This is a genomic window from Niallia circulans NBRC 13626, assembly GCF_001591585.1.
Classification (GTDB): domain Bacteria; phylum Bacillota; class Bacilli; order Bacillales; family Cytobacillaceae; genus Niallia; species Niallia circulans.
On the sequence record NZ_BCVE01000004.1, the window covers coordinates 76,507 to 90,854 of the forward strand.

At 35.3% G+C, this 14,348-nt stretch carries 16 protein-coding genes; 6 read left to right on the forward strand and 10 right to left on the reverse strand.

The genetic code is table 11. The features are described from left to right. Positions 1 to 4: 4 nt before the first annotated feature. Positions 5 to 484 carry a hypothetical protein gene (locus BCI01S_RS06380; RefSeq protein ID WP_047942426.1) on the reverse strand — a complete coding sequence of 160 codons (480 nt, stop codon included), beginning with the start codon at positions 482 to 484 and terminating at the stop codon, positions 5 to 7. A 382-nt stretch (positions 485 to 866) separates the two neighbouring features. Further along, a complete protein-coding gene (locus tag BCI01S_RS06385) occupies positions 867 to 1,229 on the reverse strand; it encodes a DUF1360 domain-containing protein (protein ID WP_309325346.1) in 363 nt (120 codons plus the stop codon). Positions 1,230 to 1,383: 154 nt separating this feature from the next. Between BCI01S_RS06385 and BCI01S_RS06390 the strand changes: the two genes are divergently transcribed. Then, entirely contained in the window at positions 1,384 to 1,872 is a 489-nt protein-coding gene (locus BCI01S_RS06390) for a CotY/CotZ family spore coat protein (protein WP_047942428.1), read from the forward strand. A gap of 395 nt (positions 1,873 to 2,267) precedes the next feature. On the opposite strand, the gene BCI01S_RS06395 is transcribed toward BCI01S_RS06390, so the two are convergent. From BCI01S_RS06395 to mgtE, 4 genes are all read right to left on the reverse strand, one after another. Further along, complete coding sequence (locus BCI01S_RS06395) at positions 2,268 to 2,774, reverse strand: CotO family spore coat protein (protein WP_047942429.1); 507 nt, start codon at positions 2,772 to 2,774, stop codon at positions 2,268 to 2,270. A gap of 183 nt (positions 2,775 to 2,957) precedes the next feature. Next, positions 2,958 to 3,731 carry an enoyl-ACP reductase FabI gene (gene fabI, locus BCI01S_RS06400; protein WP_047942430.1) on the reverse strand — a complete coding sequence of 258 codons (774 nt, stop codon included), beginning with the start codon at positions 3,729 to 3,731 and terminating at the stop codon, positions 2,958 to 2,960. Positions 3,732 to 3,994: 263 nt separating this feature from the next. Next, the gene (locus BCI01S_RS06405; protein WP_047942431.1) at positions 3,995 to 5,848 is read right to left on the reverse strand and encodes a monovalent cation:proton antiporter family protein; all 1,854 of its coding nucleotides are present in this window, start codon (positions 5,846 to 5,848) and stop codon (positions 3,995 to 3,997) included. Between the two features lie 19 nt (positions 5,849 to 5,867). Next, on the reverse strand, positions 5,868 to 7,238 hold the full coding sequence (gene mgtE / locus BCI01S_RS06410; RefSeq protein ID WP_047942432.1) for a magnesium transporter: 1,371 nt from the start codon (positions 7,236 to 7,238) through the stop codon (positions 5,868 to 5,870). 181 nt (positions 7,239 to 7,419) lie between these two features. Here mgtE and prpE point away from each other — a divergent pair, with 181 nt between their 5' ends. After that, entirely contained in the window at positions 7,420 to 8,178 is a 759-nt protein-coding gene (prpE, locus tag BCI01S_RS06415) for a bis(5'-nucleosyl)-tetraphosphatase PrpE (protein ID WP_061797433.1), read from the forward strand. A gap of 40 nt (positions 8,179 to 8,218) precedes the next feature. Here the strand turns inward: prpE and BCI01S_RS06420 are convergent, their stop codons facing one another. The 4 genes from BCI01S_RS06420 to BCI01S_RS06435 form a co-directional block, all read right to left on the reverse strand. Next, positions 8,219 to 9,103 (reverse strand): RluA family pseudouridine synthase, encoded by an 885-nt coding sequence (locus BCI01S_RS06420; RefSeq protein WP_061797851.1) that lies wholly within the window; start codon positions 9,101 to 9,103, stop codon positions 8,219 to 8,221. A 45-nt stretch (positions 9,104 to 9,148) separates the two neighbouring features. Further along, a complete protein-coding gene (locus tag BCI01S_RS06425; protein WP_047942434.1) occupies positions 9,149 to 9,943 on the reverse strand; it encodes an NAD kinase in 795 nt (264 codons plus the stop codon). Positions 9,944 to 10,021: 78 nt separating this feature from the next. Next, the gene (gene yjbM / locus BCI01S_RS06430; RefSeq protein WP_047942435.1) at positions 10,022 to 10,654 is read right to left on the reverse strand and encodes a GTP diphosphokinase; all 633 of its coding nucleotides are present in this window, start codon (positions 10,652 to 10,654) and stop codon (positions 10,022 to 10,024) included. Positions 10,655 to 10,803: 149 nt separating this feature from the next. After that, complete coding sequence (locus BCI01S_RS06435) at positions 10,804 to 11,172, reverse strand: UPF0738 family protein (protein ID WP_061797435.1); 369 nt, start codon at positions 11,170 to 11,172, stop codon at positions 10,804 to 10,806. Between the two features lie 338 nt (positions 11,173 to 11,510). On the opposite strand from BCI01S_RS06435, the gene BCI01S_RS06440 reads away from it, so the two are divergent. The 4 genes from BCI01S_RS06440 to BCI01S_RS06455 all read left to right on the forward strand — a co-directional run bounded on the left by BCI01S_RS06440 (position 11,511) and on the right by BCI01S_RS06455 (position 14,270). Next, the gene (locus tag BCI01S_RS06440) at positions 11,511 to 12,098 is read left to right on the forward strand and encodes a CYTH domain-containing protein (RefSeq protein ID WP_047942437.1); all 588 of its coding nucleotides are present in this window, start codon (positions 11,511 to 11,513) and stop codon (positions 12,096 to 12,098) included. A gap of 159 nt (positions 12,099 to 12,257) precedes the next feature. Then, positions 12,258 to 12,884, forward strand: coding sequence for a lytic transglycosylase domain-containing protein (locus tag BCI01S_RS06445; RefSeq protein WP_047942438.1), 627 nt, complete (start codon positions 12,258 to 12,260; stop codon positions 12,882 to 12,884). Between the two features lie 106 nt (positions 12,885 to 12,990). Further along, the gene (locus tag BCI01S_RS06450) at positions 12,991 to 13,398 is read left to right on the forward strand and encodes a globin domain-containing protein (protein WP_047942439.1); all 408 of its coding nucleotides are present in this window, start codon (positions 12,991 to 12,993) and stop codon (positions 13,396 to 13,398) included. Beyond that, positions 13,398 to 14,270: a ClpXP adapter SpxH family protein gene (locus BCI01S_RS06455; RefSeq protein ID WP_047942441.1), complete on the forward strand. Its 873-nt coding sequence runs from the start codon at positions 13,398 to 13,400 to the stop codon at positions 14,268 to 14,270. Before BCI01S_RS06450 ends, BCI01S_RS06455 begins: the two co-directional genes overlap by 1 nt. Positions 14,271 to 14,348 lie beyond the last annotated feature (78 nt).

The following is a 14,348-nucleotide window of genomic DNA, read 5'->3' on the forward strand; positions in this document are numbered from 1 at the left end:
CTCCTTACGTTAATTCATTATTCAATTGAATAATCTCTTTCAAACGTTTATCTGCTTTTTCTTTACTATAGTCCGGCTTCTGGATATTATCCCATAAGCGGATGGTCTCTAAGAATATCTTAAAATCACTAGAGACAGTGAATCTTTCATCTGGATATTTTGCTTCAAGCTTCTTCGTTAATTCCTTTTCAATACTTTTCATTTTAAACCTGGCCATTTGCTTTACCTTATATGCAACTAATGTATCTTTCTTCCCCTTGATTACTGCAACATCATAAATGGACGAAATGGTATTCGTTTCTTCTTTTATTCCTTCTACTAATTTTTCTTGGTTTCCATCAGTCTCTGTATAAAGAGCAATTGGCGCTGGATTAATCCTTTTAAGCATTGACCATCGGCTATTCGGTGTTTCCTTCGCACAACCAGCTAAGAATACACATATGCTAAAAATCAATAGATAAGATGCATGCCTTCTATTTGTCATATTCTTCCCTTCCTATGTAAAGATGAATTAATGTATCTTTATTTTTTTCGATTTAGGCAATAATTATTAGATGTTTCTACAACAAAAAATATCCAATTTTTACAAACTGGGTTTAAGTCATAAAAAATACCCGCACAAAGTCGGGTATTTTTTGTTATTTTGCTAATTTTTTTCCACAGTTACATCCAGATTTTTTTCTCTTTGCTTTAGTCGGTTGCGCCTTTACTGGCTCAGTCACTTTAGGTACTTTTTTTCCCAGCAACTCCAATCCCTCCAATAATGATGATTTATACATGTATAAAAACATTAATTTTTAATGTTCTTATCACATTGTATGTCAGGAAAAAATGTATGTGTAAACAACTAGCCTAGCATTTGGTAACTATTCAACAAACACTCGTTGTAAAATAGCTTCTAACAAAGACGCTCCTCCAGCTATCGCAAAGACAAGAACAAATGGTTCACAAATAACTGGAAAGAAATAATATAAAATGGTAAGAAAGATTGCAACCCATACTCCGGTACACCAATAGCAACTAATTAATTCACCAATAAAGCCGCGAATTTTCCCTGACTTAGGGATAATATAAACTTCTGTTTGCCCGTCTTTATTTTGTTCCTCTATTTCTTCTAAGAATATTTTCCGGAAAAATTCAGTAATCTGATCAAACACAATCAATCTTGTTACACGAAAGCTTGCCAAAATGAGTAAAAAAAACTCCATCCAATGGATTTCCATCTCCATTCTCCTCTCCGATTGTCCAAAATATTCTAAACGAATGGTCATATGCCCAAATTTCAAGAAAAAAGGCGTTTGTCCGTAACCCATAAGGCTCTTCGGCAATATGTTAGTAATGTAAGAAACATAAAGAAAGAAACAAACAAGGAGGAAAACAATTATGGGTTGTGGAAAAAAAGAAGATATTCACGGTACATCCAGCTGCGTTTGCGAAGTGGTTCGTGCCATTAAAGATATCCAGGATAGCGCTGAAGACAATTGCGAATGTGAAACTAACTGTTTCTCAGAGCCTTTAGGATCTCTTGTATCTCCAACAAAACGTAAAAAAGCAGATACACGTGTATTCGTATTAAGTAGTGCAGATGGCTCTCCATTCCATGCATTCTTTACAGGTCATGACTGCAACTGTGTTTCCATCTTTTTCAGAGTTGAAGATATTTTTGATAACTGCTGTGCAGTATTGAGAGTTCTTGCTCCTATTGGTAAAGATGGGGAAACTCTAGATATCGTTGGACACAAAGGAATCGACTTAAGCAAAATTTGTGAATTAGAAGGATTCCAACGCACTTCAAGCTGTATAACTGTTGACTTAAACTGCTTCTGTGCTGTTCAATGTATCGCTGACGTTGACTTAAATGTTTGTGACTAAGGAATTACTAACTTTGTAAATGCTATACACTCGGAGGTCGTCTTTAAGACGCCTCCGTTTTTATGGTCACTCCTTTCTCTCCGCCTTATATTTTATGCATAGGAAGAAGCAGGCATGTTATCAGACGAGTTTGATTCTATATGTTCACAAATTTGTTGAATATTGTATCGTGAAGTTTATTACTCCTTAAATCCTCCCTAATTCTTAAGCATTTTTTATGCTTGTACAATATTCAGCTTTTATAACTTCGATAAATAAAAAAAGATTATTCCAAATGGATAAATAGTGACAAATATATCCTAGCGAGTAATATAGTGAATAATGCCGCTATTATATTGATGACACCATAATATCCAATTTGAAATAACCGTCTTCTATTAACCGGGAAAGAATGTTTAAATACCAATCATTTTAATCTCTTCAATCGATGCTATATTTAAAGTAACGATTGTCTGATCCATTAATTTTATATCGACTTTATCTGCATTTAAATCAACAACAAATCCACGAACTTTCTCCTTAGCAGTTACAACCAAACATGGGACTGGAGGTAACTGTTTTGGAAAATGAAGTAAGTACTCTAATTTCTCGACAATTCCCATTTCTTTAAAGCTTTTTAATCGTTTAAAGGCGGGTTTTCTTGGTACTTTTTCCACTTGCTGTTCCTGATAGGTTTGAATTTGTTCTTGCACATTTGTAGTGCCTTGTTTTTCGACTCCTTCTTTCACAGAATCTTTTTTCGCTTTTACTTCTTGGAGCGCCTCTTCCTTCTGCTTTTTTTCCATCAGCTCTTTGTATTGTTTCTGTTTAGAAATATTTGCTGAATAGCTCACTTGCATATTGCCCTTCATCGTTTTTGTGCCTGACTGAGAAAGATAAGGTTTACTATTCTCACTATACATCTTTATCACCTCCTAAAACAGATAACACAAAATTTATAGGATTCATCCTAATGTATGCATGATTCGCCTAATATGTAACTTGAAATAACAAAAAAAGAAAGGTAGTACAAAGAGTAGAATTGGCGCAAAGAAAAAGAACAAAAAAAAGACAGTCAATCAACTGATCGGCTGTCTTGCATGAAATTAACCAACAATATGGAAACCTGAGTCAACATGAATGTTTTCTCCTGTTATCCCTCTTGCTAAATCACTGAATAAGAATAATGCTGTATCGCCTACTTCTTCTGGAGTAGTTGTTCTTCTAAGTGGAGAACGTTCTTCAATTTCTTTAAGAATGGAATTGAAATCACTGATTCCTTTTGCTGATAATGTACGAATTGGACCTGCAGAAATAGAGTTAACTCGAATCCCTTCTTTTCCTAGGTCAGCAGCTAAGTAACGAACACTAGCATCTAATGAAGCTTTAGCAACACCCATTACATTATAATTTCTAATAGCGCGCTCTCCGCCTAAATAAGTAAGTGTAACAATGCTTCCCCCTTCTGTCATTAACCCTTTAGCTTCTTTTGCTACAGCAGTTAAAGAATAAGAGCTAATATTATGGGCAAGCAAGAATCCGTCTCTTGTTGTATTCATATAGTCACCTTGCAGCTCTTCTTTATGAGCAAAAGCAATACAATGAGCAATGCCATGAATAGTTCCTACTTCTTTTTTTATTGTTTCAAAACAAGTAGCAATCTCTTGGTCATTAGTAACATCGCATGGTAAAACAATACTATCTGTTGAATCTAAAGTTGCAACAAGGTCACGAACGCTTTTTTCTAATCTTTCCCCTGCATAAGTAAAAATTAAACGAGCACCTGCTTTATGCAAGGAAGTCGCAATTCCCCATGCAATACTTCTTTTATTCGCAACACCCATAACTACATAGGTTTTGCCTTTTAACGAAAAAGTCATTCTTATTCCTCCTATATACTATTACAAGTTATTAGTACCTAGTACTAATTTTACTACAAAAACGCAAAAAAAGAAAGCACTGTTGTAATAGGCGATTTAATCATTTTCTTCTATTTAAAAAACTCTATCATTTCTTTCAGCAAAAACTATTCATTAGTCCCATCTTCCCTTTATCTACTTTCATTCCCATTAAAAGGAACCAAACTCTGAAAAAAGCTTTCTCTTCCTTTTATCAAAAGAAAGAGAAAGCTTGGTTTACTTGCTTACTTATAATTAAACTCTAGTTGGCGTTTTAATTCTGTTACATACGAGTGTGATCCTGTAACAAGAAGATGATCATTAAGCTGTAATTCTGTATCTCCATGTGGAATAACAAAATCAGAGCCTCTGAAAATGCGAACGAAAATAACGTCTCCCGTAAATGGGAACGAGCGCAAGGACATCCCTTCAAATTCTTTGTTTCTTAAAGTAATCTCATGTAATGCTGTTTCCGTATTACCAAGTAAGGCAAATATATTTGGTGATTGAATTAATGCCGTTAATAATGCCTTCGTTGAAGTAAGCATAGAGAAAACTTCGATATCTTCTCTGCGCAGCACTTCTTCTTTCTCCATGTTCTCGACACGACAAATAACTCGGTCTACCCCTGCCCTTTTTATCATCAAGCTCATCTCAGCATTTAAGTAAGAATCTCCTGTGGAAACAACAACAATATCAGCTCCATAAATATCTGTTTGTTGCAGTATATCCTCTGAATAATTTTCCAACTCAATGATTTCAAATAGGGAGTCCGCAATTTGAAAATCATGTTTTTCTTGTTTTTTATGATAAAAAGTAACATCATACAATGTGGACTTTAACTCTTGATAAACCTGCATGGTTACCTGATTAACCCCAATAATAGAAACATTTATCACTTTTTCACGTGCAGCCTCTTTAGGGAATAGCTTTTTAAAGACAACTGGCGTAATGATACAAGAAATAATCGCTACCAGAATAAAAGTACCACTCATTTGGGTAGTAATAATATTCAATCGCTCCCCAATTGTCGCTGCTGCAATTACAAGGGATAAGGTTGAAGTTAATAAAAATCCAGATGCAACAATTGTTTTAGTATCATACCATTTTTTTAAATAATAGATTGGCAGCAGCTTACTTACTAATAATGCCACTAATAGTAATGGGATAAATAGCAATAGTTTAAGATCAGTAAATAATGACCATATATCCATCTCCACACCAATCATCACAAAGAATATAGGAATTAGAAATCCATAACCAAAGGAATCAAGCTGATGAACCAATTCCTCATTTGGCGATAATAATGACACTAGGACCCCTGCCAAGAAAGCGCCCAAGATATGCTCCGCTCCAACAGATTCGGAAAGTGCAACAAGAAAAATGATTAGTGCAAATACTGCTCTCGTACCAATTTGCACGGTTCCGCGGGAAAGAGTATCCATAAATTTTTTATTTTTTATTCTTCTACCAACAAAGTAAAGAATTAACCCTGCTCCAAAAAGAATTAATAGCAGCCAAGTATTTCCTCCTGATTCATGGATAGAAGCAAAAACAGCAAGCAAAATCATCGTGACTAAGTCTGCAATTACAGCCACCAGCAAAATAATTTGCCCAATAACTGATTTCATTATATTTGCTTCTTTTAAAGTAGGTACTACAACTCCTAAAGAGATAGTTGCAATAATTATTGTCATTAAGAAAGTACTATCAACAAAACCAGCGAATACAAACAAGAAGCTTAATCCAATGGAAAGAACGAGAATTGCTGCAAAAATAATAATTGCCGTTTGAAAGGATTTTGGCTCCAATTCTCCATTAGGCAGAGTCTCTCTTTTTTTCTTACTAGAGAAAGCAGAAAAGTCTATCTCTAACCCACTTAAAAACATTAAAAAGATAAATCCTAATGTTGATAGCGTTTCTAGCCACATATCCTGTTCGACTAGATTAAATCCGCTTTTTCCTATAATTAATCCCATCAAAATTTCGGCAACAACTACCGGAATGACATTCAATTTAAGTCGCTGCAAAATAATGGGGGTTAATAGAGCTACCGTCACCACGATAACTAGTGATGCGAAAGATGCACCATGTGCCATCCCTATCCCTCCTTTTTTTCTAATTTGTTAAATAACTCATAAACATTGTTGCCATACCAAAATAAATCAAAATACTGATGATATCATTTATTGTCGTAATAAACGGCCCTGAGGCAACGGCTGGATCAATTTTAAATTTATGCATAATAAGAGGAATGATTGCCCCAGCTATTGTAGCAACAATTAGTGTTCCAAGAATCGAAATGCCCACTAGCATTCCTAAAAAGAAATCACCCTTCCATATATACACCACAACCATAACAAGCAACCCACAGATTGTTCCGGTAATAAGCCCAGTCCCCGCTTCTCTTCCTATTAACTTCCAACTGCTTTCTTTGCCAATATTCCCAGTAGCTATCCCACGAACGGCTACAGCTAAGGCTTGTGTTCCGGTATTTCCAGCCATTCCTGCAATAAGCGGAATAAATACAGCAAGGATAGCAACTTGGTCTAATGTTTTTTCAAATCGACCAATTAAGCTTGCAGTAAACATGCCAAGAAATAATAAGATAATTAGCCATGGCAATCTCTTTTTAGCAGCAGAAAAGGGATGCTGGTCAACGAAATCCATGTTTGAAACAGCAGCAAATTTAGAATAATCCTCCGAAGCCTCTTCTTGCATGACGTCTACAATATCATCAATGGTAATAATCCCAAGCAGCCTTTTTTGAAAATCAACCACAGGCAATGCCAAGAAATCATAGTCTTGCATTTTTCTTGCTACTTCCTCTTGGTCTTCACTTACAGAAACAGAATAAATGCGATCATTCATAATTTCCTTTATGAGCGTCTGATTATCACTAACAATTAAACTTCGCAACGAGACAACGCCTACTAATTGCTTTTGTTCATTAACAACATATATATAGTAGATTGTTTCCGCATTAGGAGCTTCTCTTTTCAGGATCTCCATAGCAGATGCTACCGTTTGTTCTGCAGATAAACTAATGTAGTCAACTGTCATAATACTCCCGGCTGTAGACTCTTCATAGTGCATAAGTGCTTTAAGACGTGCCGTAGTCGGCTGGTCCATTATTGCCAAATAGCTTTCTACTTGCTCTTTATCCAACACATTTAAAATATCGACAGCATCATCAACGGACATATTCGCTAATGTCTCTGCAACGTAATCGGGTAATAGTTTAGCAAACAACGCTTGATATTCCCAATTATCCATTTGTAAGTTCTCGAACATCTCTGCAATTTCACTTGGAGCTAAATATTCAAAAACTTGAGCTCTTTCTTCAATCTCCATTTCCTTAAAAAATGAAGCTTGATCATATGGATGTAAATCAAGGAAATTTTTTCGGAATTCTTGTAAGTTTTCATTTTGTAAAGAATGGAGAATTACAGCATGCTGTGCTTCATTTGTTAATATTTTCTCTACCATCTAGTTCTTCCTCCTCTCATAAAAAAATAATATGATTTTTATAGTAACAAAAGATAAACAATTTGTCTTTTATTTATACATAAACAAATTACTCTCTTTATAATTCCCCAAATAGAGAAACAATTAACAAAAATGCACATTATAGCAATTGGGTATAGTAAAAGGTAAAGGAGTGATTTTAATGAAGCTTGATATCATTGGAGATATCCATGGATGTTACGAGGAATTTACGCTTTTAACTGAAAAATTAGGCTATAGTTGGGACCAAGGTTATCCTTTGCATCCAGCAGGAAGAAAGCTTGCCTTTGTTGGTGATTTAACAGATCGAGGTCCCGCTTCCTTAACGGTTATCGAAACGGTTTATTTATTAGTTAAGAAAGAGTTAGCTTATTATGTACCTGGAAACCATTGTGATAAACTATACCGTTTCTTCTTAGGAAGAAAGGTAAAAATTGCCCATGGCTTGGAAACAACTGTTGCCGAATGGGAGCAATTAAATAAAAAGGAACAACAAAGAATAAGAAGGATGTTTAAAGAGTTATACGAAAATGCACCATTATACCATATCTTAGACAATCAAAAAATTGTCATTGCCCATGCAGGTATTCGTGAAGATTATATTGGACAGTACCATAATAAAGTAAAAACCTTTGTGCTTTATGGCGATATCACCGGAGAGGTTCATGGGAACGGTTCTCCTGTAAGAAGAGATTGGGCCAAAAAGTATAAAGGAAAACCGATTGTTGTATATGGACACACCCCTGTGCGCAATGTAAGAGAAATGAATCGAACATACAACATAGATACCGGCGCGGTCTTCGGAGGGAAATTAACGGCACTTCAATATCCAGAACTAACTGTTGAATCTGTGTGTTCCAGTATGCCTCTTATAGATGAAAAATTTCGCACATTCGATACAGAAACAGCAAAGAATCATTAATTCAGTTTAGCAAAATAAGTAAAAAGAGTGAAGGTTCCTTTTAAATGGATTCTTCACTCTTTTTTAATTTCTGTTCGAGCCTTTTCATATCATCAGGGAGATCAACTGTAAAAGTAATCGATTGTTTCGTCACAGGATGCGTAAACTTAAGATAAAAACAATGTAGAGCTTGCCGATTTATCCAATCTCGTTTTCCTCCATATAAATCGTCACCTAAAAGCGGATGTCCCTGATAAGCTAGATGAACACGAATCTGGTGCGTTCTTCCAGTCTCTAAAGACAATTCCACAAGAGATAAATGCTTATCCTGTGCTAATACACGATATTGTGTAATGGCTGATTGGCCATCTTTCCTTACTTCTCTTTTAATAATACTGTCCGAGCATCTGCCAATTGGCTCATTAATGGTAGCAGCTAACGGAGAAATTTGCCCTTCAGCAAAAGCGAGATATTTTCTTTTTACATCACCGCCTTTTTGCTGTTCACTAAGTAAATGGTGAATGTGACGATGTTTCGCAATCAGCACTAATCCAGATGTATCCCGATCTAATCTCGTGACAATATGGGTTGTTGCTTCAATTCCTTGCTTTTGATAGTAGCCTACTAAAGCATTAGCCAAACTACCACTAGGATGCTCTCTTGATGGTATCGTATTCATCCCATATTCTTTTTGTACAATTAATAGATACTCATCCTCAAAGACAATGTTTAACAAGATCTGTTCTGGAATTAAGCCGCTACTAGGCAGCTCCGGTGGAAAAGAAACCACTAATTGATCGCCTTCCTTTAACGTATAGCGAACATTTTCTTCTTTTTCGTTAACAAGAATCTTCCCACCCTTAAACTTTATATCTGTTATAGCTGCCTTAGAGATTTGTTGAGTCTTCAAAAATTCCTTAATGGTCATGCCTTTTTCCTGCTGCATAACCCACTCTAACGTAAAGCTCAAGCTATCGCTCCTGTCTCTTTCTTATTCAGAAATGAAAGAATCATGTACTCGTTTCCAAAACGGAAACGGTCGAAACCTTGCAAACCGTACTTTTTCTTCTGCTACTCGATATTGAATCGAATGTACTTTTTTATGTAATAGATTCAAATGATCAATAGAGATTTGAAAATTAGGTTCATTTACTGGCTTTAATACACATGTATGATGTTTCGGTAAAATTAATGGGGAGCCAACCGTTCGAAAGACTCTATTATTTATGGAAGCCATTTCTGCCAACTGTATTGCTTCAATGGAAGGATGCACAATCGCTCCGCCTAAAGCTTTATTATAAGCAGTACTTCCAGAAGGGGTAGATACACAAAGACCATCCCCTCTAAATCGTTCGAAATGTTTGCCGCTCATTTCTACGTCCATAACAAAGGTTCCTTCCATACTTTTCACCGTTGATTCATTTAATGCTAAATATCTCGTTTCTTTCTCCTCATTTTGATAACGAACTATCACTTCTAAAATTGGATATTCAATAATGTTATATGGCGTTTTTGCTATCGCAATGACGAGTTTTTCTAACTCAGCTGGCGTCCAGTCTGCATAAAAACCTAAATGACCAGTATGCATCCCAACAAAGGCTGTTTTATCTAAACGATTGCTGTATCGATGAAATGCATAAAGAAGTGTCCCATCTCCCCCTACGGAGACAACAATATCCGGCTCTTCTTCATCATATTCCAATTCAAAATCAAGCAAATATTGTTTTATTATTTGGACTAAGTTTTCTGATTTCGAATCACCCTTTGAGGTAACGGCAAATTTCATAAGTTTGGTAGCTCCTCTTCTCAGTTTTTAGAAATGCAGAATATCTTTGAATTTTCTTTTGTGATTTATAACTAAAAACTACTTATTCTTATCATTTTCTTTCTTGCGGTTAAAGAAAGCCTGTGCTTCTTGAATTTCGCCCCGGATTAAAGACATTTCTTTATCTAATCGAAAGGCAGCTTCTGCAGCTCCTTGCAATCTCATTTTAATATCTTCGGGAAATTGGCCTTTATACTTATAATTTAGCGAATGTTCAATCGTCGCCCAAAAATTCATTGCAAGCGTACGAATTTGAATTTCGACTAATAGTTTCTTTTCCCCATTTATGGTTTGTACTGGATAGACAATTACCACGTGGTAAGAACGATAGCCGCTTTCTTTCCTATGTAAGATGTAATCTCTCTCTTCTACAATCTCAAAATCATTTCTTTGTCTTAATAGTTCAACAACTCTTATAATATCGTCAACAAATGGACACATCATCCGAAGTCCCGCGATATCTTGCATTTCTGTTTCTAGTTTATCTAAAGATATGCCCTTTTCATTTGCCTTATCCAATATACTTGCTATTGGTTTTACACGTCCTGTTACAAATTCTATTGGAGAATGATCATCTTCATGATCAAATTGACGTCTCATTCCTTTGAGTTTAACCTTTAGCTCATCTACCGCTTGTTTATATGGCGCCAAAAATTGATCCCACTGTTTCATATATATAACACCTCAATTCCAAGGTTCTTTTCAGACGAGGCATTTCTTTTATAGAAGATTTGTCGATTACTATCTATTTTTTTTCAAAACAGGCAGAGTTACACCATTAAAACATGTATAAATCTGCTTCTATTCAATCTAACAAATCATTATAGAAAAACGGATGAAACTCCTTTTTCCATATCCTCTCCATAATTTCCATTTCCTCGAATATTCTCAATTAAATATTCTAATTCCTCTTTGAAGTTTTCAAGCAATAAATGCCCCTTCTCATCTTTTACAAAAAATGAACTATTTGACTCTAACGCCTGTTTACAATCCTTCCATACGCTTTCCGGAATTTCTAGATAAACATATTCATTTTCCTTTTCAAGTAAATATATAAACGCAAGAGCATCAGAATCAACAAGTATTTGACCACATGCCTTCGCATTTTCTAAATTGACATCCTCTTGCAGTTGAAATACTAGTTCATTTTCCTTTTTAATCGTCTCTTTAATCTGCCATTTTTGTTTCATTATTCACCCTCCAACTATGCATATTTTACCACAACCACAAGAATTATCATAGAAAAGCGGAAGCGCCTTGTCAGCGGTGTACAAACTGGAGGACTAGCGACTGAGATAAAGGAAACACGATAAGCGTCAGCGAATCGATGTTGACTTATCGTAGGGAGCTAGTCTGAAGTTTGCTAACCGCTAGGCGCTGCAGCTAGACAGATAGAAAAGCGGAAGCGCCTTGTCAGCAGTGTACAAACTGGAGGACTAACGACTGAGATAATGGAAACACGAACATAGCTTGTTTCTCTATCTCCTATTATAATAATAGACAAGAAGGTTTAAGAAAGGATCTATATATGTCTAAAAATCAAAACATTGAAATCGAATTTAAAAATATGTTAACAAAAGAAGAATATGAACTGCTCCTAACCCATTTTCAAGTGGGAAAGGAAGATTTATTTGAACAAGAAAATCATTATTTTGATACAAGTGATTTTGCTTTAAAAGCTAATCACTCCGCACTTAGAATTCGTAAAAAAAAGGCAGAATATGAATTAACATTAAAGCAACCTCATCCAGACGGGCTTCTAGAAACAAATAAAACTCTTTCCAAAGCGGAAAGCGATGATATTTTCTCTACTGGGAAAATAAATGATGAGCAAATTTCTAGTTTGTTAAGAAACATGAACATTGATCCTGCATCTATTATATATTTTGGAAGCCTACGAACAATTAGGGCAGAAAAACAAATTGGAAATGGTTTACTAGTTTTGGACCATAGTTTCTATTTAAAAAAAGAAGATTATGAGTTAGAATATGAAGTAAGCAATCGGGAAGAAGGAGAAATTTACTTTCAGGAGCTATTAGCCACCTTAAAAATTCCCGTTCGAAAAACCAAAAACAAAGTACGTAGATTTTATGAAGAAAAATATAAACAGAAGTAATTTAGTATATTAAAAAATACGATTAATTTGCTAGATTATTCTACACCATTGTACCCAGCAATAAAGGTTCTCCCCCACTTTATTGCTTCTATTTTGTTCACTGCAAAAGTGTTGTTACTTAATTGCAAATGTCTTATTTTTCGTAAATGGAGGAAAGCAATGAAAATTGATCAGTTTAAGGTAATGCTTGAACTCCAAGCTTTACAAGGTTTAAATTCACAAAACACCGGTAGTTCATCTACCCTCTTCCAAGATTTTCTGAGTAATATGTTATCATCCGAAACAAAATTAACGGATTCAATTGAAAATAATACACTAGGAGCAGCCTCCATACCATTAGGCTTAGCAAGTACTGGTTCTCTTATGCCATTAAGTTTAACAAAGCTGTCTTCTTCATCGGCAACTACCACTTCTGATTTCGATGAAATGATTAAAGCAGCAGCTGAAAAATATAACTTACCGGAAAAATTAATCAGCTCTGTTATCAAAGTGGAATCCAATTTCAATCCTAATGCAACAAGCTATGCCGGGGCATCTGGATTAATGCAGCTAATGCCGAGCACAGCAACATCATTAGGTGTGCAAAATGTTTTTAACCCACTAGACAATATTATGGGTGGCAGCAAATACTTAAAACAAATGTTAGATAAATATAACGGAAATGTTGAACTTGCTTTAGCAGCCTACAATGCTGGACCTGGTAATGTGGATAAATATGGTGGCATTCCGCCCTTTAAGGAAACACAGAATTACGTAGCTAAAGTAACGCAGCATTATACGGCATAATTTCCCTCTCGACCTGTTTACAAGCTATTTATTTGTACAATGAAATATCGATTGTTACAATATAGTTAAAGTACTGCTATAAAAGAACGCTAAAGGAGTTTTAAATATGGTCGAGAAAATGTCGACACCTTATGAAAAAATTGGTGAAGCCACATTAAATAAACTTGTAGATGCATTCTACAATCGTGTTGGTCAACATCCTGACCTAGCTCCTATCTTCCCAAAAGATTTAACAGAAACTGCTCGTAAGCAAAAACAATTTCTTACACAATTTTTAGGTGGTCCACCTCTTTACTCTAATGAACATGGACATCCAATGCTGAGAGCGAGACATTTACCTTTTCCAATAACAGAAAAGCGCGCCTTGGCATGGTTATCTTGTATGGATGAAGCCATGGAAGAAGTAGACTTAGATAGCGAAATACGAGAAGAGATTTTTTCAAGACTCGTGCTGACAGCAAAACATATGGTTAATTCGGAGGAAATTGAAACTAAAAAAGGTGATAACACGTGATGGAAAAAGACATTTCTATATCCAAGCCGAAAACAGCTGATGACAATTGCCAAGATAGAAAACCACTCGAAATATATATGTTTATCGACCCACTCTGTCCTGAATGCTGGGCGCTTGAGCCTATTATGAAAAAATTGCAGATTGAATATGGACGGTATTTCTCCCTTAAACATGTATTAAGCGGTAGATTATCTTCCTTAAATTGCAGTAAGAAGAGCAAGCATGCGAATATTGCCGAGTTTTGGGAAAAAACCGCTAGCCGTTCAGGAATGTCATGTGATGGTTCTTTATGGTTTGATAACCCTATCGTTTCCCCACACCTACCTTCCATTGCACTTAAAGCAGCAGAATTGCAGGGTCGGAAATCTGGGATGAAATTCTTGCGAAAATTACAAGAACTATTATTTCTAGAGAAAAAGAATATTGCTACCTTTGAAGTTCTTAAGTCCTGTGCTAAAAGTGTAGGAATCGATGTAATAGAATTTATATCAGATATTCATTCAAATAGTGCAGCTAAAGCTTTTCAATGTGATTTAAAAATTACAAGGGAAATGGAAGTAAATGAAATACCAACATTAGTCTTCTTTAATGAGAATATTGAAGACGAAGGCATAAAAGTTACTGGTTACTATCCATATGAGGTATATGTACAAATTATCGAGGAAATGCTGCAGATTCAGCCAGAAAAAGCAGCTCCACCTCCACTAGAAAACTTTTTAGAATGCTTTAAACTTGTTGCATCAAAGGAATTATCTGTTGTTTATAATAAATCTATTCAAGAAATTGAAAAAGAAATGAAGAAATTGCAATTACGACAACTAGTAGAACAAATACCAGCTAAATATGGGGTATTTTGGAAATATATCGGTTAAAACTGGGGGATGTGGTAATCTATAAAGATGCCATGTCTATTTTTTTATTATTGAAAGACGAAAAAAATAAAAAAGGAC